The sequence below is a fragment of the Nocardioides pini genome, from assembly GCF_026712185.1.
GTDB classification, from domain to species: Bacteria; Actinomycetota; Actinomycetes; order Propionibacteriales; family Nocardioidaceae; genus Nocardioides; species Nocardioides pini.
Window position 1 is genome coordinate 1 of the sequence record NZ_JAPPUX010000006.1, and the last position, 20,191, is coordinate 20,191.

Annotated in this window: 17 protein-coding genes, 1 tRNA gene and 1 riboswitch; of the genes, 8 read left to right on the top strand and 10 right to left on the bottom strand. The window is 71.2% G+C overall.

Annotated features, from left to right (window positions below; translation table 11 throughout):
* Positions 1-124: 124 nt before the first annotated feature.
* The 6 genes from ribH to NYO98_RS19775 all read right to left on the bottom strand — a co-directional run bounded on the left by ribH (position 125) and on the right by NYO98_RS19775 (position 6,009).
* Complete coding sequence (ribH, locus tag NYO98_RS19750) at positions 125-604, bottom strand: 6,7-dimethyl-8-ribityllumazine synthase (RefSeq protein ID WP_268113555.1); 480 nt, start codon at positions 602-604, stop codon at positions 125-127.
* A 76-nt stretch (positions 605-680) separates the two neighbouring features.
* The gene (locus NYO98_RS19755) at positions 681-1,949 is read right to left on the bottom strand and encodes a bifunctional 3,4-dihydroxy-2-butanone-4-phosphate synthase/GTP cyclohydrolase II (protein WP_268113718.1); all 1,269 of its coding nucleotides are present in this window, start codon (positions 1,947-1,949) and stop codon (positions 681-683) included.
* 2 nt (positions 1,950-1,951) lie between these two features.
* Positions 1,952-2,656 carry a nicotinamide riboside transporter PnuC gene (gene pnuC, locus NYO98_RS19760; RefSeq protein WP_268113556.1) on the bottom strand — a complete coding sequence of 235 codons (705 nt, stop codon included), beginning with the start codon at positions 2,654-2,656 and terminating at the stop codon, positions 1,952-1,954.
* Entirely contained in the window at positions 2,653-3,291 is a 639-nt protein-coding gene (locus NYO98_RS19765) for a riboflavin synthase (RefSeq protein WP_268113558.1), read from the bottom strand. The genes pnuC and NYO98_RS19765 overlap by 4 nt, the downstream gene beginning before the upstream one ends.
* Positions 3,292-4,335, bottom strand: a complete 1,044-nt coding sequence (gene ribD / locus NYO98_RS19770) for a bifunctional diaminohydroxyphosphoribosylaminopyrimidine deaminase/5-amino-6-(5-phosphoribosylamino)uracil reductase RibD (protein WP_268113559.1) — start codon at positions 4,333-4,335, stop codon at positions 3,292-3,294.
* An 84-nt stretch (positions 4,336-4,419) separates the two neighbouring features.
* A riboswitch (FMN riboswitch) is annotated at positions 4,420-4,549 on the bottom strand.
* A gap of 116 nt (positions 4,550-4,665) precedes the next feature.
* Complete coding sequence (locus tag NYO98_RS19775; RefSeq protein WP_268113560.1) at positions 4,666-6,009, bottom strand: M20/M25/M40 family metallo-hydrolase; 1,344 nt, start codon at positions 6,007-6,009, stop codon at positions 4,666-4,668.
* Positions 6,010-6,089: 80 nt separating this feature from the next.
* On the opposite strand from NYO98_RS19775, the gene NYO98_RS19780 reads away from it, so the two are divergent.
* Positions 6,090-6,178: transfer RNA gene (locus NYO98_RS19780), tRNA-Leu, on the top strand.
* 284 nt (positions 6,179-6,462) lie between these two features.
* A complete protein-coding gene (locus NYO98_RS19785) occupies positions 6,463-7,272 on the top strand; it encodes a hypothetical protein (RefSeq protein WP_268113562.1) in 810 nt (269 codons plus the stop codon).
* Here the strand turns inward: NYO98_RS19785 and NYO98_RS19790 are convergent.
* Together NYO98_RS19790 and NYO98_RS19795 are read right to left on the bottom strand one after the other, a co-directional pair.
* Positions 7,235-8,131, bottom strand: a complete 897-nt coding sequence (locus NYO98_RS19790; RefSeq protein WP_268113563.1) for an ATP-binding cassette domain-containing protein — start codon at positions 8,129-8,131, stop codon at positions 7,235-7,237. The two genes, NYO98_RS19785 and NYO98_RS19790, sit on opposite strands and share 38 nt — an antisense overlap.
* Positions 8,128-10,338: an MMPL family transporter gene (locus NYO98_RS19795; RefSeq protein ID WP_268113565.1), complete on the bottom strand. Its 2,211-nt coding sequence runs from the start codon at positions 10,336-10,338 to the stop codon at positions 8,128-8,130. The genes NYO98_RS19790 and NYO98_RS19795 overlap by 4 nt, the downstream gene beginning before the upstream one ends.
* A gap of 136 nt (positions 10,339-10,474) precedes the next feature.
* On the opposite strand from NYO98_RS19795, the gene NYO98_RS19800 reads away from it, so the two are divergent.
* The 3 genes from NYO98_RS19800 (at position 10,475) to NYO98_RS19810 (ending at position 14,646) form a co-directional block, all read left to right on the top strand.
* Complete coding sequence (locus NYO98_RS19800; protein ID WP_326494466.1) at positions 10,475-11,137, top strand: response regulator transcription factor; 663 nt, start codon at positions 10,475-10,477, stop codon at positions 11,135-11,137.
* Between the two features lie 91 nt (positions 11,138-11,228).
* Positions 11,229-12,551 carry a sensor histidine kinase gene (locus NYO98_RS19805; protein ID WP_268113567.1) on the top strand — a complete coding sequence of 441 codons (1,323 nt, stop codon included), beginning with the start codon at positions 11,229-11,231 and terminating at the stop codon, positions 12,549-12,551.
* 1 nt (position 12,552) lies between these two features.
* Entirely contained in the window at positions 12,553-14,646 is a 2,094-nt protein-coding gene (locus NYO98_RS19810) for a sensor histidine kinase (protein ID WP_268113568.1), read from the top strand.
* On the opposite strand, the gene NYO98_RS19815 is transcribed toward NYO98_RS19810, so the two are convergent.
* Together NYO98_RS19815 and NYO98_RS19820 are read right to left on the bottom strand one after the other, a co-directional pair.
* Positions 14,580-14,951, bottom strand: a complete 372-nt coding sequence (locus NYO98_RS19815; protein ID WP_268113570.1) for a response regulator — start codon at positions 14,949-14,951, stop codon at positions 14,580-14,582. The two genes, NYO98_RS19810 and NYO98_RS19815, sit on opposite strands and share 67 nt — an antisense overlap.
* Before the next feature lie 133 nt (positions 14,952-15,084).
* Positions 15,085-18,102, bottom strand: coding sequence for a BTAD domain-containing putative transcriptional regulator (locus tag NYO98_RS19820; protein WP_268113571.1), 3,018 nt, complete (start codon positions 18,100-18,102; stop codon positions 15,085-15,087).
* Positions 18,103-18,234: 132 nt separating this feature from the next.
* Here NYO98_RS19820 and NYO98_RS19825 point away from each other — a divergent pair, with 132 nt between their 5' ends.
* The 3 genes from NYO98_RS19825 (at position 18,235) to NYO98_RS19835 (ending at position 20,191) form a co-directional block, all read left to right on the top strand.
* Positions 18,235-18,603: a hypothetical protein gene (locus NYO98_RS19825; RefSeq protein WP_268113572.1), complete on the top strand. Its 369-nt coding sequence runs from the start codon at positions 18,235-18,237 to the stop codon at positions 18,601-18,603.
* 101 nt (positions 18,604-18,704) lie between these two features.
* Positions 18,705-19,250 carry a hypothetical protein gene (locus NYO98_RS19830; RefSeq protein WP_268113573.1) on the top strand — a complete coding sequence of 182 codons (546 nt, stop codon included), beginning with the start codon at positions 18,705-18,707 and terminating at the stop codon, positions 19,248-19,250.
* Positions 19,247-20,191: an NAD-dependent epimerase/dehydratase family protein gene (locus tag NYO98_RS19835; RefSeq protein WP_268113574.1), complete on the top strand. Its 945-nt coding sequence runs from the start codon at positions 19,247-19,249 to the stop codon at positions 20,189-20,191. The genes NYO98_RS19830 and NYO98_RS19835 overlap by 4 nt, the downstream gene beginning before the upstream one ends.

Below are 20,191 nucleotides of genomic sequence, written 5' to 3' on the forward strand. Positions count from 1 at the left end.
GCGGGGCATTAGCGTGAGTCACGAGGACCTCCAGTAGGTGGGTTGGTGTGGTAACCCCCTCCGTACTGGAGGTCCTCGCTACTCGTCTACGACTTCTCGTTCACAACCTCTGTGGGAACTACAGCTAGCCCGCCCGCACCGCCCGCACCACGCGGGCGGTGTCGAGCGCGGCGGCCGTGGCCTCCCAGCCCTTGTCCTCCGCGGAACCGTCGAGCCCGGCACGGTCGAGCGCCTGCTCCTCGGTGTCGCACGTGAGCACGCCGAAGCCCACCGGCACGGCGTGGTCGACGCTGACCTGGGTGAGGCCGTCGGTGGCGGCCGAGCAGACGTAGTCGAAGTGCGGCGTGCCGCCGCGGATGACGACGCCGAGCGCGACGACGGCGTTGTACCCCGCCTGCGCGAGCGCGGCCGCCACCACCGGCAGCTCGAAGGTGCCCGGCACGCGGATCACCTCGGGCTCGCTGATGCCGTACGCCGCCAGGGCGCGCTCGGCGCCGCCCACGAGGCCGTCCATGACCTCGGTGTGCCAGCTCGCCGCGACCACCGCGACCCTGAGGTCGCTCGCGTCGTAGGGCTGGCTCGTCGGTGCTCCGGCGCCGCTCATGCACGTACTCGCTTCGCTCCGTGCGCGCACGAGGCACGTGGCGCACTGTGTTGGATGATTCGCTCGCTGCGCTCGCTCATGCTTCGTCTCCTTCGTGCTCGAGCTGGTGGTCCAGCGCGAGGTCGGGCAGCTCGTGGCCCATCCGGTCGCGCTTGGTGCGGAGGTAGGCCTCGTTGTGCTCGGTCGGGTGGATCGTGAGCGGGACGCGCTCGGCCACGTGGATGCCGAAGTCCTCCAGGCTCGCCGTCTTGTCCGGGTTGTTGGTCATCAGGCGGACCGAGGCGATGCCGAGGTCGCGCAGCACCTGGGTGGCGGTGCCGTAGTGACGGGCGTCGGCGGGCAGGCCGAGGTCGAGGTTGGCGTCCACGGTGTCCCGGCCGCCGTCCTGCAGCTGGTAGGCCTGCAGCTTCGCGACGAGGCCGATGCCCCGACCCTCGTGGCCGCGGAGGTAGACCACCACTCCCCTGCCCTCGGCGACGATGGTGCGCAGTGCCTCGTCGAGCTGGGGTCCGCAGTCGCAGCGCTCGCTACCGAAGACGTCACCGGTCAGGCACTCGCTGTGGACCCGGGTCAGCACCGGCTCGCCCGCTGCGGCGGCCCCCGCGACGTCGCCGTACGCCAGCGCGACGTGCTCGCTGTCGTCGATGGTGATGCGGTAGCCGTAGGCCGTGAAGTCGCCGTGCCGGGTGGGCAGGCGGGTCTCCGCGACCCGCTCGACGTGGCGCTCGTGGCGGCGGCGGTAGCGCACGAGGTCCTCGATGGAGATCATCGCGAGGCCGTGCTCGTCGGCGAACGCCCGCAGCTCGGGCGCGCGCTTCATCGTCCCGTCGTCGTTGACGACCTCGACGAGCACGCCGGCGGGCGTGAGCCCCGCGAGTCGCGCGAGGTCGACGGCTGCCTCGGTGTGGCCGCGGCGCACCAGCACGCCGCCCTCGCGGTAGCGCAGGGGGAACACGTGGCCGGGGCGCGTGAGCTCCCACGGCTCGGTCGCGGAGTCGGCCAGCGTCCGTGCGGTGCGGGCGCGGTCGGCGGCGCTGATGCCGGTGCTGACGCCGTCGCGGGCGTCGACCGAGATCGTGTAGGCCGTGCGGAGCTTGTCCTTGTTGTGCGGGGTCATCAGCGGGATCTCGAGCCGCTCCAGCATGTCGCCCGGCATCGGCACGCAGATGACGCCGCTGGAGTGGCGGATGGTGAAGGCCATCAGCTCGGGGGTCGCCTTCGCCGCCGCGAAGATGATGTCGCCCTCGTTCTCCCGGTCCTCGTCGTCCACGACGACGACCGCCTTGCCGGCGGCGATGTCGGCGACGGCCCGCTCGACGGAGTCCAGCCGCACGCGTTCCTGCACGCTCACGCGGACACCTCCTCCGCACGGCGGTCGGGGTCCGTCGCGTCGACGACGGTGCGGCTGGCGCGCAGCCACACGAAGAAGCCGATGACCACGAACACCGCGTAGAAGAGGTACATGCCAGCGGTCGGGTAGTAGCCGGCCTGCACCAGGGTGGTCACGCCGACGACGTCGACGAGGATCCAGATGAGCCAGAACTCCACCCAGCCGCGCGCCATGCCGTAGGTCGCGAGCATCGAGCCGGCGAGGATCCACGCCTCGGTCGTCGGGCCCCACGAGCCCAACACCTGGGTGAGGAGGACGTACGCCGCCGCGTAGCCGACGACGCCGAGGACGAGCAGCTGGACCCGCTCGGCGCCGGTCGCCCATCGGGGTGCGATGGCGCCACCGTCGGACGCGCCGCCGGAGCGGCGTACCTGGCTCCAGCGCCACCAGCCGTAGACGGACACCGCGGCGAAGAAGACCTGGCGGCCGGCCTGTCCCCAGAGCGGCTCGTCGATCTGTCCGGAGAGCTCACCTGTGGCGAAGACCGTGAACAGCAGTACGTTGCCCACGAGTCCGATCGGCCAGGCCCACACCAGGCGCTTCATGCCGAGGATGGCGCTGGCGAGGCCGAAGAGGTTGCCGATGACCTCGCGGGCACCGAGCGCTCCACCGCCGGGCACCGGGATGGTGCCGTGGATGAGCCATTCGAGCAGGTCCATCATTCTTCCTCGTCGTCGTTGGGGGTGTGGGTGCGGCCCGGGGCCGGGGCGTAGGCGCCGAGGAGCTTCTCGACGTGCTTGGCGATGACGTCGGCCTCGAGGTTGACCAGGTCGCCGACGCGGCGGCTGCCGAGCGTCGTGCGGGCGAGGGTCTCGGGGATGAGGCTGACGGTGAAGCTGTCCTCACGGGCTTCGACCACGGTGAGGCTGACGCCGTCGACGGTGATCGAGCCCTTGTCGACCAGGTAGCGGTCGAGGTCGCCGGGCAGCGAGATCTCGACGACGTCCCAGTGCTCGCTCGGCGTGCGCGAGAGGACCTCGCCGACGCCGTCGACGTGGCCCTGGACGATGTGGCCGCCGAGGCGCTTGTCGACGGTGACCGCACGCTCGAGGTTGACCCGGTCGCCGGGCGCCACGCCGCGCAGGGAGGTCTTGTCGAGCGTCTCCTGCATGAGGTCGGCGGTCCACCGCCCGTCGCCGAGCTCGGACACCGTGAGGCAGCACCCGTTGACGGAGATGGAGTCGCCGAGCCCCGTGCCCTCGAGCACGGTCGCGGCCTGGACGGTGAGCCGGACGGCGTCACCCTGGTCGACGACCTCGGCGACGGTGCCGAGCTCCTCGACGATCCCGGTGAACATTCAGAGCCTCCTGTGGGGGGTCATGGTCAGGCGGACGTTGGTGTCCTCGCCGTCGTGGCCCTGCAGCACGTGCACGTCCGTGACGTGGAGGTGGACGGCGTCGGCGATGGTGGTGATGCCGAGGTCGGCGACGGCTCCGGAGCCCGCGCCGAGCAGCATCGGGGCGACGTAGGCCACGACCTCGTCGACGAGCCCGGCCGCGAGGAAGGCCCGGGCGAGCGTGGGGCCGCCCTCGAGGAACACGTGCTGCCGGTCCCGCGCGAACAGCTCGGCGAGCGCCTCGGCGGGCTCGCGGGTGCGCAGGTGCACCGTCTCGGCGCGGTCGTCGAGGATCCGTCGGTCGGGCGCGAGGTCGCGCAGGCCCATCACCGCGCGCAGCGGCTGATGTGCCAAGGGCACGTCGACCTCGTCGCGGACGGTCAGCTCGGGGTCGTCGACCTCGACGGTGTTGGTCCCCACGAGCATCGTGTCGCAGAGGCCGCGCAGGCGGTGGGTGTCGAGGCGGGCGGCGCGGCTGGAGACCCAGCGGCTGGTGCCGTCGGCTGCTGCGCTGCGCCCGTCGAGGGTGGTGGCGAACTTCCAGGTGACGAACGGCCGACCGTGGTCGAGGGCGAAGGTCCACGTGCGGTTGACGGCCTGCGCGTCCTCGGCGAGCAGCCCGCCCTCCACCTCGATGCCGGCCGCGCGCAGTCGGGCGGCACCACCCGCGGCCACCGGGTTGGTGTCCGCCTGGGCGAACACGACGCGGCGTACGCCGGCGGCGACCAGCGCCTCCGAGCAGGGACCGGTGCGCCCGGTGTGGTTGCACGGCTCGAGGGTGACGACAGCGGTCGTGCCCCGAGCGGCGTCACCCGCCTCGCGCAGCGCCTCGACCTCGGCGTGCGGTCCGCCGGCGCCGCGGTGGAAGCCCTCGGCGACCGTGGTGCCGTCCGGCGCGAGCAGCACGCACCCGACGCGCGGGTTGGGACCCAGCGGCACGCCCGGCGTGACGGCGAGCGCCAGCGCGCGCCGCATGGCGCTGCGCTCTGCCTCGCTGGTCGTCATCTCCGCCTCCGGTCCGGGTGGGACTCAGGGGGGCGGGCGACGGGGCACTCCCCCACCGGAAGCCGGTGGTGGCGTGCGAGCCGTCAGCGTGCACTTCTCATCCGGACTATGACCGTCGGTCCAGGAGTTCCACCTGGTCAACCGGCCACTGGCTGTGGTCGGGTCGCGGACTGTGACCGCCGGTGCGGAGTTCCACCGCCCCCAGAGCACGCAAGCTCTTCGTGGTGGCAACCATGCCACAGCGCGGACCATTCCCTCACCAAGGTCCGCCGGTGACGTGCGCAACACCTGCCGAGGGGCCCCTCGGCGGTCGTTGCCGCCCGTCCGGGGTCAGGCCTGGTCGAGGAACCGGTCGAAGACCCGCGCGCCGAACTCGAGCGCGTCGACCGGGACCCGCTCGTCGACGCCGTGGAACAGCGCCGTGAAGTCGAGGTCGGCGGGCAGGCGCAGCGGCGCGAATCCGTAGGAGCGCATGCCGAGCTTGCGGAAGTGCTTGGCGTCGGTGCCGCCGCTCATCGTGTAGGGCGCGACGAGCGCGTCGGGGTCCTCGGCGAGCAGGCTGCGGGTCATCGCGTCGACGAGGTCGCCGTCGTACGGCGTCTCCCACGGCTGCTGGTGGGACTCGAAGTCGAAGTCGACGCCGTCGCCGGCGAGCTCGCGCAGCGTCGCGAAGAACTCGTCCTCGTAACCGGGCAGGAAGCGGCCGTCGACCGTCGCCTGGGCGTCGGTGGGGATGACGTTGGTCTTGTAGCCGGCCCGCAGCATGGTCGGGTTGGCGGTGTTGCGGATGACCGCGCCCAGCATCCGGGCGGCGTCGCCGAACTCCTCGACCAGCGCCTCGGCGTTGTCGGGGGTGGCCTCCGTGCCGGCGAGCTCGCCGACGGTGGCGAGCAGGACCTCCATGGTGGGCGTGAGCCGCACGGGCCACTGGTGGGCCCCGATGCGGGCGACCGCGCCGGCGAGCCGGGTGACGGCGTTGTCGTCGTTGATCATCGAGCCGTGGCCGGCCCGGCCGCGGGCGGTGAGTCGCATCCAGGCCATGCCCTTCTCGGCGGCCTCGATGAGGTAGACGCGACGGCCACGCACCGTGGCCGAGAAGCCGCCGACCTCGCCGACGGCCTCGGTGCAGTCGGCGAGCCAGTCCGCGTGCTGCTCGACGAGGAGCTTCGCGCCGTGACCGCCGCCCGCCTCCTCGTCGGCGGTGAAGCAGAGCACCACCTCGCGGTCCGGGGCGGCGTCGGCCGCTGCGCGGGCGCGCACGACGCTGAGCAGCATCGCGTCGAAGTCCTTCATGTCGACGGCGCCGCGGCCCCACACGTGGCCGTCCTCGATCTCTCCGGCGAACGGGTCGACCCGCCAGTCCGACGCCTCGGCGGGTACTACGTCGAGGTGGCCGTGGAGCAGCAGCGGGGCCCGGCCGTCACCACCGCCCCAGCGCGCCACGACGTTGGCCCGCCCCGGCTGGCCCTCGATGACCTCGGAGTCGATGCCCACCTCGTCGAGGAGCGCGGCGACGTGCTCGGCCGCCTTGCGCTCGCCCGGGCCGTCGTCGGTCCCGTAGTTGGAGGTGTCGATCCGGATGAGGTCCTGGCAGAGCTGGACGACCTCCGCGGCGGGGTCGTAGGAGCGGTCGGTCGAGCGGTCCTGGGACCTGTCCTGGGGCGCCTGTTCCATGCCGTCCATCCTGCCCCACGAGCAAGCACCTGCCCCGATTCGTTGGCGCGGAACTGCTTTGCTACTGTTCTCCAGCACTCGTCCGGGTGGCGGAATTGGCAGACGCGCTAGCTTGAGGTGCTAGTGCCCGTATTAGGGCGTGGGGGTTCAAGTCCCCCCTCGGACACCAGTCAGTGGGATCCCTCCCACCACTCAGGTGGGGTAAGGGACGGGCAGAGGGCCTCGCGGAAGCGGGGCCCTGAGTCCATTTCGGACACGAAACGCATGCCGGGCACCGTCCGGCCTGCTCCTCCGACGGCAACCAGCGCCACGTCATCGGACACCGGACACCCGGACCTCGCCCAGGGCGCGGGCGCACGCAGTGCTCTGCCCGCATCGCCGGCTCTCGTGGCGGGTTCGGCGGGGACGGTTGCGGCGACTGCGCAAGCTCCGGTGTCTCGGACCGATTGGGTCATGCCTAACGCCGCTCGCCCTCTCCGAACCCACCCCGCACGCGCGGTTGGTGAGGCCAGCGCCTCGCCCGCCCGCACACGCGCCACCTCCCCCGCCCCGTCGGCTGGCACCTCAGCCGGCACGTCAGTTGGCACTGCCAGCGCCACCTCGACCGCCGGGTCGCTGCCGAGCGCCTGGGGCGCCTCAGGGCAGCAGCTCCTCCTCGAGCAGAGTGCTGCACTCGGCACCCGCTCCCCCATCAACGTCGCGCTGCTGGAGAGCACCACCGGCGCCGACACCACCGCTACCGCCGACCTGTCGGCCATCTGGACGTTGGCCGAGGAGCCCGGCCGGCCCGCCGCCCGGATCACCATCCGGCGCCTCGACCCCAAGGGGCGCCTGATGCTGCCCCTCACACTCTCCAAAGAGATCAAGGTGGACGTGCTCGCCGAGTGCGACGGCCCGGTCCTCACCCTCTTCCTGCCCGGCGCGGAGGGCCGTCCCGCCCTCCAGCGCGTCGTCGCGCCGCTCGCCCTCGACTCCCGCGGTCGCCTCGCCGTCAAGCAGGCAACCAGGACCCGGCTCGGCTGGACGCCGGGAACCGACGTCCTGATCGCCTTCGACGCCGAGAAGCAGACCATCACCCTCACTGCGGCCAGCGTCCTGCTGGCGATCAGCCAGAAGCCGGAGCGGGTGTTGAACATCTTGCGGAGCTCGACCTGCGTCACCCCGATCAACGACTGCCGGTGGGACGCCGGGGCCGCCCGGCGGATGGCCTCGGTCAGGGTGGCACTCATGGCGTTGCTCCTTCTCGCTGGGAGGTGGCCGTGAGCTCGAGGAACATGTCCTCGAGCCCGGCGTCCTGGGCACGCAGCTCCGTCAGGGCGACGCCTGCCTCCAGCGCCACCTTCCCGACCAGGGCGGGGTCTGCGTCGGTGTGCAGGGCGCCGTCGGCGGAACGGCTCGTAGCGATCCCAAGTTCGCCGAGTGCGCTCTGGAGCAGGACGGGGTCGGCCCCACGGACGACCGTTCCGGCGGCGTGCAGCAGCTCGCTCTTGGGGCCCTGGGAGACGATCCGCCCGTTCCCGATCATCACGATGTCGTCGGCGATGACCTCGATCTCGTGGAGCAGGTGGGAGGACAGCAGGACGGTGCCTCCTCGGTCGGCGTAACCGCGAAGCAGGTCACGCATCCAGCGGATGCCGGCCGGATCCAGGCCGTTGGCCGGCTCGTCGAGGATCAGTACCTCCGGGTCGCCGAGGAGGGCGGCGGCGATGCCCAGTCGTTGGCGCATCCCGAGGGAGTAGTTGCCGACCCGCCGGGACGCCTCGCTGGCAGTGAGGCTGACGACCTCGAGCATCTGCTCGACGCGACTGCGCGGCAGGCCCATGTACAGCTGGGCGATGGTCAGGATCTCGCGGCCGGTGCGACCGGCGTGCTGGGCCGAGGCGTCGAGCAGCACACCGACCTCGAGTCCCGGGTTGGGCAGGTCGACGTAGTGGCGGCCACCGATGGTGACGGTGCCGGCGGTGGCCCGGGTGAGCCCGACCATGATCCGCATGGTGGTGGACTTGCCGGCCCCGTTGGGACCGAGGAACCCCGTGACCCGGCCTGCTTGGGCGGTGAAGCTGACGTTGTCGACCGCGGTGACGTCCTTGTAGTTCTTGGTGACGCCCTCCACGGCGATCATGAGTGGGCACCGCTGCCAACAGTCACCGAAACGGGCGCCGACCCTTGGTCGGGCACCGAGCCCTGGTCGTCAGTGACGTCTCGGCCCTCTGCGTCGATGTGGGGCAACAGGCGATCGAGCCAGGTCGGCAGCCACCAGTTGCGGTCCCCGAGCAGCTCCATCGTCGCGGGCACCAGCACCATCCGGACGAGGGTCGCGTCGATCAGGACCGCGACCCCCAGGCCCAGACCGAACATCTTGGTGAGCACGGACTCGCCCAGCACGAAGGAGAAGAAGACGGTCACCATGACAGCGGCGCTGGCCGTGATGACGCGGGCCGACTTGGCGAGGCCGTCCGCGACGGCGAGGGCGTTGTCGCCGGTGCGGTCGTACTCCTCCTTGATGCGCGAGAGCAGGAACACCTCGTAGTCCATGGAGAGGCCGAACAGGATCGCGAAGATGCCGATGGGCAGCTGGATGGGGACCGGAGTCGCTTCGGGGATGCCGACCAGGTCTCCCAGCGGCCCGCCGCCGGTGGCCAGGGCGAGGACCCCGAACGCCGCGCCGGTTGCCAGCAGGTTCATGAGCACGGCCTTCAGAGGGACCAGGACGGAGCGGAACACCATCATCAGCAGCAGGAAGGACATCAGCAGCACGCCGCCGAAGAAGTACGGCAGCCGGTCTGCGGTCCCTCGTGTGGAGTCGACGTTGGCGGCGATCAGGCCGCCGACGTGGACCGTCAGACCCGTGTCGGCCGTGGCCGTGGGGATAGCGTCGTCGCGCAGCAGGTCGACGAGCTCCTCGGTGGCGGCGTCCTGCGGTGACGTGCTCGGGGTGACGGTGAGCACGGCGGTGTCCCCGGTCTCGTTCACGATCGCGGGAGCGATGTGGGCCACCCCCTCGATCTGGCCCAGCGAGGCTCCGAGCCGGTCAGCAGCGACTTGGAGGTCACCGGGTGCACCTTGCACCGTGAGGACCATGGGTGCCGAGAAGCCGGGGCCGAACCCTTCTGCCAAGAGGTCGTACGCCTGGCGGGTGGTGGAGGTGGGCGCGTCGTTCTCGGCGTCGGGGAAGCCGAACCGGATGCCGAGGAACGGTGCGGTCAGCGCGAGCAGCACGGCCAGTCCGCCGATCGCGGGAAGCCAGGGGCGGCGCTGGATGAAGCGGCTCCACCGGAACCACCGGGAGGCGTCGTAGGGACGGACGTGCTTGCTCACGAACGGGACGTGCAGGCGTTCGATGCGGTGACCGGTGAAGCCGAGCATGGCTGGCAGCAAGGTCAGGGACGCCACGACGGTGACCAGGACAGCGAGGACCACGGTGAAGGCAAACCCGTTCATCGCGGGCTGCTCCATCAGCAGGATGCCCAGCATCGAGACGATGATTGTGGTCCCGGCGAACAGGACCGCGCGGCCGGCGGTCGCGATGGCGGTGGACGTGGCGCGCCGCGGGTCCTGGCCCGCCGCGAGACTGGTGCGGTAGCGGGTGACGATGAGCAGGGCGTAGTCGATGCCGACGCCGACGCCGACCATCGCCGCTGTTGCGGGAGCCCAGTCCGGTACGTCGACGACCCTGCGCAGGACTTCGCCGAGTGCCATCGCGACACCGAGCCCGAACAGTGCGGTCACCAGCGGTAGTCCCATGGCCACGGCGGAGCCGAAGGTGAAGAGCAAGATGATGGCGGCCGCGACCAGCCCGACCACCTCTGAGCCGACGGGTGCCGTCTGCGAGAGGGCAGCCACCGGGCCGCCGACCTCCACCTGCAGGGCGTCGTCGGCTGCCTCGAGGATGGGATCGACCAAGGCAGCAGCCCGCGCCGGCGTGTACTCGTTGACGGTCGTGACGAGGGCGACGTCGGCGTACGCCGTCGTGCCGTCGTCGGAGATCTGGGCGGCGCCGCCCTGTGCGAACGGGCTGGCGACGCCGACCACGTCGTCGTGGCGCGCCACCTCGGCGAACAGCGCCTCGGCCCGGTCGCGCACCCGGGAAGACGTCACCCCCTGCTCGGCGTGCAGCACGACCTGGACGGTGTCGCCCGAGCGCTGCGGGAAGCTCTTCTCCAATGCTTGGGCAGCCGCCCGCGACTCCGAGCCGGGTTGGAGGTAGTCCTGCCGAAACTCGCCGCCCAGGGCACCGGCGAGGAGGAAGGACGCGACCAGCGCGCCCAGCCACGTGATGACGACGACGCGCCGGTGCCTGAAGCACCAGTCAGCGAGAATGACCAACATGTCGGGCTCCTCAGGTCGAAAGATCGAGATACCTCGACGCTAGGGACGCAGCTCGCCGGTGAGGATGGGGCTGGCAGCAGGACTGCAGGGGCCAGCACCCCGATCGAGGGGCGCCACCACGACTAGAGTCGGACGCATGGCCTTGCGGGTCGTCTTCGCCGACGACAACTACCTCGTCCGCGAGGGCGTCGCGGCACTCCTGGTCGAGGCCAACGGCGTAGACCTTGTTGACGTCGTGGCCGACCCTGAGCTGTTGCACGCCTCGGTGGCCGCCCACTCCCCCCACGCGGTGCTCACCGACATCCGGATGCCGCCGACCCACACCGACGAGGGCATCGTGGCGGCCAAGCGGATCCGCTCCGAGCACCCGGGCACGGGGGTCGTGGTCCTGTCCCAGTACGTGGAGGAGGACTACGCCTTCGCCCTGCTGTCCGAAGGCGTCGCCGGCATGGGCTACCTGCTCAAGGAGCGGGTCAGCGACCTGGACGAGCTCGTCCGCGCCCTCACCGCCGTCGCCCGCGGCGGGTCGGCCCTCGACCCGCTGGTCGTCGAGGCGCTGCTGGCCCGCCGAGCAGGTGAAGGTCCGCTGCTCGGGCTGACAGATCGCGAGCGGGAGGTGCTGGCTGTAATGGCAACCGGGCGCAACAACGCGACGATCGCCAAGACGCTGTTCATGAGCGATCGGGCCGTGGAGAAGCACATCGGCTCCGTCTTCCAGAAGCTCGGGCTTGTCGACGAGCGGGAGACCAACCGCCGTGTCATGGCCGTCCTCGCCTACGTCGAGGCCCGGGGCGGTTGAGCCCGGCTAGGCGCGAGGTGCGGCCAGCCCCACCCCGAGGGGTTCGGCCGGTGTCCTGTCGCCTCACGCGCATGAGGCGCACACTCACAGGATGAGGATCCGACGCGCGACGGGGCGGCTGCACAGCCGCGTCCTGCGCCGGGGGCTGGTGTGGATCGGCATGGCCGTCTTCGTGACCGGTGTCTACGTGGTGGTCGTCCGGGGAGGCGGGGCCATCATCGGCCGCACCGACTCGCCGAGCGTCGCCCTGTCCGTCCTGGCCACGGCGACGGTGGCGTTGTCCTTCGCCCGCGTGCAGGTCGATGTCGAACAGTGGGCATCGCGACTGCTCGGCGATCGGACCGCGGCACCGTACGAGGTCCTCAGTCGGTTCTCCGAGGGCATGCCCGAGGAGGACTCGACCGACGACCTGCCGGCACGGATGGCTCGGTTGCTCGCTGAGGGGACCGGGGCCCAGTGGGCCCAGGTGTGGGTGTCGGTGTCCGACCGGCTGACGCTGGCCGCCACCTGGCCGGTGGACGCCGGGGCCACCGAGACACCACCCGCCCTCCTGCCGGGGGCCCGGGATGCTGCCGCGCCAAGGCTCCGCGCCCTGGCAGTCACGCACGGCGGGGAGCCCCTGGGCGTCCTTCGCCTCCAGGAGCGCCCTGGCCTCCTGCTCGCTCCGATCGAGGAGCGGCTGTTCACCGCTCTTGCGGACCGAGCCGGGCTGGTGCTGCGACACGTGGGGGTCCAGGCCGATCTCGCGGCCAGGCGCAGCGAGCTGGTGGAGCGGGCCGAGGAGCTGAAGGCATCGCGACGCCGGCTCATCGAGACCCAGGACGCCGAACGGCAGCGGTTGGAGCGAGACCTCCACGACGGAGCGCAGCAGCACCTGGTGGCACTCACGGTCAACCTGCGGCTGGCGCAGACGGTCTCGAGCAGGTCGCGGGTTCGTGCTGGCGCGCTCCTCGGGCTGCAGGTCGACGCTGCCACGGCCGCGATCGAGACGCTCTCCTCCCTCTCTCGCGGGATCTACCCGAGCCTGCTGTCCGAGCAGGGCCTGGTGGCGGCGCTGCGGTCCGCGGTGACCACCAGCGCGATACCGGTCACGATCGCCGCCGATGGTGTGGGGCGGCTCCCGGCCACGGTCGAGGCAGCACTGTACTTCTGCTGCATGGAGGCGTTGCAGAACGCGGCGAAGCACTCCGGCGCCAGCACGCTCGAGGTGCGCCTCAGCGAAGACGCCGGCTCGTCACGGCTCGTGGTGATCGACGACGGCGCAGGCTTCTCCCCCTCCAGCGGGCAGTCGACCGGGGCGGGGCTGGCCAACATGCGTGACCGGTTGGACGCCATCGGCGGAGTGCTGACAGTGACGTCGCTGCCCGGCACGGGCACCACCATCACTGCCTCGGTCGACGGTCGGGCGGCCTGACGTGCGCGCGGCGATCGCCTGGGCGGTGCTTGGCATCGTCATGGTCGCCACCGTCCTGGACACCGTCTTCACCGCCGCGCACCGGTCTCTGTGGAACGAAGCCACGTGGGCCGAACACGGCTGGCCACTGGCGCCCCTGGCCGGCCTGGGGTGTGCCCTGATGGGCGCGCTCATCGTCCGGCGCCATCCCGCGCACCCCATCGGCTGGCTCCTATGTGTCGCCAGCCTGCTGTCCCTCACCCTGGCCGCGGACGCCTACGGCATCTGGGCGCTCGGCAGCGGCGCCCCCGGTCGCGACGCCTCGGGCCACCTGGCTTTGTGGGCGGCGCCGCTCCTCGGCTGGCCCGCTTTCGCCGCGCTGGTACTGGTGTTCCTCCTGGCACCGGATGGGCGCCTGCCCTCGCCACGGTGGCGCTGGGCCGTCTGGGTCACCGGCGCCGGGGTCACGCTGCACACGCTGGGAACCTTGACCACTCCACCCGGGGACTTCGTCTACGGGCAGCGGGACAGCACCCGCGCCGTCACCGCACCACTTCTCACACTCGGATGGATGCTGGTCGCGGTCGGGCTCATCGCCTCGACAGTCTCCCTGGTGCTGCGGCTCCGACGCTCGCGCGACGACGTACGCCGCCAACTACTGTGGATCGCCTCGGCTGCCATGCTCCTCGCGCTGGGGGTGGGCACGATCCTGGCGGTGCCGCGGCTGACCGGTGTCGAGGGAACCTGGGCAGCGGCGCTCCCACTGCGGGTCGCGCAGGTCGCCGTACCCCTGTGCGTCGCGGTCGCGGTACTGCGCCACCGGCTGCTGGAGATCGACCTGATCGTCAACCGCGCTCTCGTCCTGGCCCTCGCCACCATCCTCGTCGCCGGCGGCTACGTGCTCGTCGTCGTAACCGTCGGCCTCGCGGTGGACGGGAGCGACGGCTTCTGGCCCTCGCTGCTCGCCACGGCCGTCGTGGCGCTGGCCTTCCAGCCGCTACGGAGCTGGGTAGTCCGTGTCGCGGACCGGCTGGCGTTCGGCACGGCGGCCGCGCCGTACGAAGCGCTCACCGACTTCAGTCGGCGCCTCGGCAGCAGCCCCGACCCCTCGAGTCTGCTGCCGTCGGTGGCCGAGGCCGCGGCGCGTGCGGTCAACGCCACCGAGACAGCGGTGGTACTCCACGTCGCCGCCGGCGCCGACCGGACGGCGAGCTGGCCGCCCGGCCCACCGGCTGACCGGGAACCCCCCGGGCTGGAGCTGCCGGTCACGTATCTCGGGGAACGCCTCGGCAGCATCACGGTGAGGATGCCGACCGGGCACCCGTTGCGCCGCCGTGACCACCAACTGCTGGCCGAGCTGGCCGACCAAGCAGGACTGGCGTTCCGCAACGCGCGACTCACGGTCGAGCTGTCGGACCAGGTGGAGCAGCTAGGCGCGCGCACCCACGAGCTGAGCGACTCGCGCCGTCGACTGATCAACGCCGGCGATGCCGAGCGGAGCCGTCTCGAGCGAGCCATCGCCGGTCAGGTCCTTCCCCACCTGCGGCCGCTACCCGAGCGCCTGCGACAGCTCTCAGTGGTCGACAGCCGGGGCACGGATCCGGATGTGTCGGCCCTCGGTCTCTCGCTCGACCCGATGGTCGGTGCGCTCAACGCAGCGCTGGAGTCGCTGCGCGAGATCACCCGCGGCGTCTTTCCCGCCCAGCTCGCTCGTTCCGGGCTCCCCACCGCCCTTCAGTCCCTCCTCGCGAGGTCCGGCGGCTCACGCCGTCTCGTGGTCGACGAGCACGTTGACGGCCGACGCTTCGACTCCAGGGTGGAGGCAGCCGCGTACTTCTGCGTCGCGGAGGCGACGCGCGACCTGGGCGACCCGGTACGCGTCGCCCTGTCAGTCGTCGACGACGCGCTGGTCGTGGTTGTGAGCGGCGGCGATGGCGGCCAGCTGCCGCTCAGCCAGATCCGTGATCGGGTCGAGGCCGCCGGAGGCACAGTTTCCTTGGTGAGCGAGGCGGGACTCACCTCTCTCGAGGTGTGGTTCCCGAGCTCACCTCAGGCAGTTGCTGCCGTCCAGGCCTCCCGCAGTCGGTCAGGGCCGAAGGCTGACTTGGTGATGTAGGCCGCCGCCCCGCACTCAGCGATGAAGCGCGCGCCCGCGTCCTCGTCGTACGTCGAGAGCAGCAGGACCACTGGAGCCGGGGTGCAGAGCCGTAGACGCCTCGTGGCCTCGAGCCCGTCCATGCCCGGAAGGTTCACGTCCATCAGCACCAGGTCGGGGAGCAACGCGCCCGCCGCCCCGATCGCCTCCTCGCCCGAGGCGACCCGCCCCACCACCCGGAACCCGTCGGTCTCCTCAATCACCGCGCTCATGGCGCGAAGGAACGGCACCTGGTCGTCGACGATCAGCACGCTCACGACAGTCACCCCACCACCTCCTCGCCTCGAGTCTGATGGCGTACGACTGCCGGGCAGGAGGGGGTGAGCCGCACGAGTGCGGTGCTCAGCCCCCACCGCTCATTCGGCGACTCCCGGCCCTAGCGCTTCGACCATCCCCACCTCAGCCAGCACCCACCGCGGCGAGGAGCAACAACGCTTGGCGCTTGTCGTGACGTTCGCGCTCGGGAACCCCTGTCGGAGCCCGGGCGGCGGCGGCATCCGCCTGCTCGAGAAGGCTGAGGGCATGGATCGATCGGGCGTCCAAGGCCGCGTGGCGGGCCCGTGCGTCCAGAGCATGGACCTGCACCGCTACGTCCTGCATTCGCCGGGCCTGGTCGAGGACGGAGGCGAGCGTCGGCTCATCGCGGGTCTCAGCAGCGAGAAGGCACCTGCTCAGCAACGCTCCATCACCGCCGCCCGCGTGGGCGTACCACTCCACGTTTCGCTCGAGCAGGTCGATCGCCGCGACCGCGTCCCCCTCCGCTCGCAACAGCTGGGCCAGGCGAAGTCGGGCGGTTGCCGCCAGCCGGCCATCCCCACCCGTCAGGGCCAGACCGATCGCACGACGCAGGGTACGGGCAGCGCGTCGGTCATTCCCCAGGTGGCGCTCGACGTCGCCCAGGTTCGCCAGGTGCAGGGCCGCCTGGCCCGGGAACCCCAGCAGGCGCGACTTCTCAGCGGCCTCGCGAAGCGAGTGCACCGCGTCCTCGATCCGGCCCTCCGCCTGGGCGATGCCGGCCAGCAGGCCTTGGGCGTGCACCAATCCCCAGGCGTCGTCGATCGGAGTCAGGATCTCTGCAGCGCCCGCGGCCTCTCGCGCAGCCGTCGGGGTGTCGCCCTGCATCAGGGCCGCATAGGCGGCGAGCACCCGGCTCGCCGCTTCCTCCCAGCGCTGCCCTGCCTGCTGATGTGTCTCGATGCTGCGATCCGCCAGGGTTGCCGCGAGGTCAGGTCGACCCTGTTGAAGCGCGAGGAACGCTCCGTGCCGATCGACGTCCGCTTCGGCCTTCGCGTCGGCGAGCTCGACGGCGAGTCGACGAGCCTCGGCGAGGTCCTGCTCGGCGAGCGTCACGTCACCGGCCGACGCCTCGAGCCACCCGGCCAGCAGGTGCGCCTCGAGACGTTGCTGGGGCTCGGCCTGGACGCTGTTCGCCTTGCGGAGCCGCGCCGCGCCGGAGGCGCCCTCGCCCATCACCACCCACGTCCATCCCATGCGGGTGGCGATCTCGGTTCCCAGGGCCGGGTCGTGCCTGTTGCACCACGCGAGGGCTGCGTCGAGGTTGTTTCGTTCGGCTCGAGCTAGGCGCAGGCACATGGGTTGCTCCGCGGTCCGGATGTGCTGCTGGCACCACCGTGACATGTCGGCGTACCAGGCCGCGTGGGCTGCCCGCACGAGCAAGGTTCCACCACTGTCCTCGAGGCGAGCGCCGGCGAAGGTGGCGATGCTGTCGAGCAGTCGGTAGCGCACGTCACCGTCGACGGCGGTGTCCACCTCGACCAGGGAACGGTCGACGAGACGCGTGATGACGTCCACCGTCGCGGCGGGGGGCACGCCGAGTGCGAGGAGGACGTGTTCGACCGCGTCCAAGGTCGCACCACCAGCGAAGCAGGACAGCGCCCACAGTCCCCGCTGGTCGTCGGGGAAGAGCAGGTCGTAGCTCCATCCGATCGCGCCGGCGAGGGCCCGCCTACGTTCGGCGTCCGTGCTGCTGGGGTCGCGCAGCAGGGTGAAACGGTCGTCCAGACGCCGCGCGATGTCAGGGACCGACATGGACCGCGCGCGCCCCGCTGCTAGCTCGATCGCCAGGGGCAGTCCGTCGAGGGATCGGCAGATGTCTCCCACCAGATCGGTAGTGCGGTCGTCGAGGGCGAAGCGGGGCCGGAGCGCCTTGGCACGCGTGGCGAACAGGGTTACGGCGTCGGCCTGCTCGAGCGGAGCCAGGTGGTGCACCGACTCGCCGTCCACCCGGAGCGGCACCTGGCTCGTCAGCAGGAACCGTACGGACGGAACCGTGGCCTGCAGCCACGACACCAGGCCTGCCACGGCCTCGACCACGTGCTCGCAGTTGTCGAGCAGCAGCAGGGTCTGGGCGCCGCTGAGCCGTTCCAGCAGGGCTGCCTCACCTCCGGACACGTGCAGGTGGCCGGCGACGACATTCCTCAGATCAGCACTGCCATCCAGGCCTTCGAGACGGATGAGCCACACGCCACCGGGAAGATGACGACGCTGAGCAGCTGCGAGTGCACACGCGGTCTTGCCGATGCCCGCGGTCCCCACGAGGGTCACCAGACGGTGGTCGTCCATGGACTGCATCACCTGCGCGACGTCGCCGTCGCGGCCGATCAGTTCGGCAGCCCGCTCCGGAAGGTTGCTGGGACGGACCAGCGCGTCGTGAGGACGAGGATTCGACACGAGCGCTCCTTGGCGGAGCACCTGTGCCTCGAGATCTCGCAGCTCCGGCCCGGGCTCCACGCCGAGCTCCTCGACCAGGAGCGTGCGTACCCGCGCGTAGGCGGTGAGCGCTTCCGCCTGCCGCCCTGAGCGGTAGAGCGCGGTGATCAGTGACGCCCAGAGCCGTTCTCGCAACGGATGCTGGGTGACGAGCGCCTCAAGCTCACCGATGAGCTCTCCCCCAGCCCCGAGATCGGTGCGCGCCGTCATCGCGACCTCGAGGAGAGTCAGTCGCACCTCCTCCAGCTGGACCCGGTACGGAGCTGCCCAATCACCACACTCCATGAGGACGTCGCCGCGAAACAGCGACAGGCCCTCGAGTGCCCTCGCCGATGCCTCGGCGGATGCGCCGCCCTCGAGGGCGGCGCTCGCCTCGGCAGCGAGCGCGATGGCGCGCCCGACGTCCACCTGGTGCGGCTCGACCGCCAGGAGGTAGCCGTCGGCGATCCCGCGGACGAGGTCCGCGGATCCCAGCGCACGTCGCAGCTGCGAGACCTTGGACTGCAGGGTGTTTCGGCTCGCCGCCGCACCGCCCCACAAGTCCTCCAGCAACGCATCGGTGCGCACGCGGACCCCTGGAGCCAGGGCCAGCCTGACGAGCAGCTCGGTGGTCCGTCCTGTTGGCACGGCAAGGAGCGACCCGTCGTCGCGAACCTCGACCGCGCCCAGCAGGGCGACTGTCAGCATGCTTCGACAGTAGGCCCCTCAACCCCCTCCTGCGGCGCGAGGACTAGACGTTCTAGGGCGCTGAACTCTGTGCTGACGGTCCGCACCTGCGCCCGTCAGCCGGTCGTCAGCGGGGCGGCGCAAGGTTCCCCCATGCCCGATCCGACACTCGACCTGCTGCACCGCCTCATCGGTGGTGACCCAGCCGCCGCCTCACAGGTCATCCGGACCTCCGAGACGTCGACCTCGCCGAGTCTGCTGGTGGCCGCGGCACTGCTGAGCCGGCGACCTGAGCTCCTCGACAAGGCCGAGACGACCGCGACCACCAGCCGGGACCGCCAGCTCGTTGCCCTCGCCCGCGCCCACCTGCGTGGCGAGACCGACCGCCTTGACGCACTCGTGCGCGACCACCTCAGCGAGTACCCCGACAACCTGCTGGCGTCCTGGATCGCAGGGCGCCCTCCCGCGCAGGCCCTAGACCGAGACCCAGCCATCACCACCCCGGAGGACACGACGCCATGACCACCACACCTGCCACCCCCTATTCCGCGAGCGGCACCCTCGGACCTGACTCTCGCCGCACGGCCCCGCACCCGTCACGGCGCACGACCAGGCGCTGGCTCGTGACCTTCCTCGGCTACCCCGTCGGCGGTTACCTCGCCTTCCTGATCGTCGGTCCGCTGGACTCGACCCCCACGGCGCTCGCTGGAGGAGCCCTCACCGGAGCCGTCCTGGGCCTGGCCCAGGCATGGGCCTTCGGCTTCTCTCGACGTGGCGCGCTTCCCTGGGTGCTGAGCACTGCTGTCGGACTGGCGGCCGGGACCGCGATCGGAGCGGCCGTCACCACCTACGCGACCGACACCACCTCCCTGGTCGTGCTGGGCGCGGTGACGGGCCTGTGCGTCGGGGCCGCCCAGAGCGCGCTGCTGATCCGCCGCGTCGGATCGGTGGCACTGACCTGGCCGATCGTCCTCGCAGGAGCCTGGGCACTCGGCTGGCTCGTGTCCGAGGCGGTCATCGGTAGCTCCGTGGACAAGCACTTCTACATCTTCGGCTCCAGCGGCGCCATCGTGGTCGCACTCGTGACGTTGCCCCTCCCGCTGGTGCTCACCCGTCGCGACTCCGCGGCCCGTCGGAGCGCAGCACGTCTTGTCGGGAGCGCGTCATGAGCCGCCATGTCGTCTTCGGGACCGGCCAGGTGGGCCGCCACGTCGTGGAGCATCTCGTCCGTGACGGGCACGACGTACTCGCCGTGAACCGCACCGGCACAGGTGACCTTCCGGGTGCTCGCGTCGTCGCCGGTGACGCCAGCGACTCCAACTTCACCGAACGCGTCTGCAGCGGGGCAGACGTCGTCTACTTCTGCTTGAACGCGCCGAGCTACGACCGGTGGAGCGAACAGTTCCCCCCGCTCCAGCACGGCGTGCTGGCTGGGGCAGCGTCTGCCGGGGCCCGGCTGGTCGTCCTGGACAACCTCTACACCTACGGGCCGTCCCACGGGCGAGACCTCGTCGAGACCATGGCACCGGCGCCCACCTCGGACAAGTCCGCCACCCGCGCCACCATGACCGAGGAGCTCCTAATGGCTCACGCGAGGGGGCACGCGGAGATCGTCATCGGTCGCGCCTCGGACTACTTCGGACCCGGCACGACGCACTCCGCGCTCGGCGAATCGGTGTTCGGGCCTGCCCTCGCCGGCAGCACGGCGCAGGTGATGGGCGACCCACGACAGCTGCACAGCTACTCCTACACCCCTGATGTCGCCGCTGCACTCGTCAACCTGGCCACCGCCGCGGACGTCACGGGCCAGATCTGGCACCTGCCCGTCGCACCCGCGCAGACCACGACCGCGCTCATCGACCACATCTTCTCGTTGGCGGGGCACCGTCCGCGCACCTTCGCCGCAGGTCGGCTCACCCTGGCTGCCTTAGGTCTGGTCAAGCCGATCATGCGCGAGTACCAGCACACGCTGTACCAGTTCACCGACAGGTGGATGGTCGACGACGCGAAGTACCGCGCGCGGTTCGGCGGCGAAGCGACGCCCCTCCACGACGGCCTGGCCGCGACCCTCGCCTGGTACCGCGAGGACGCCCTCGCCCACGCCGGCTGA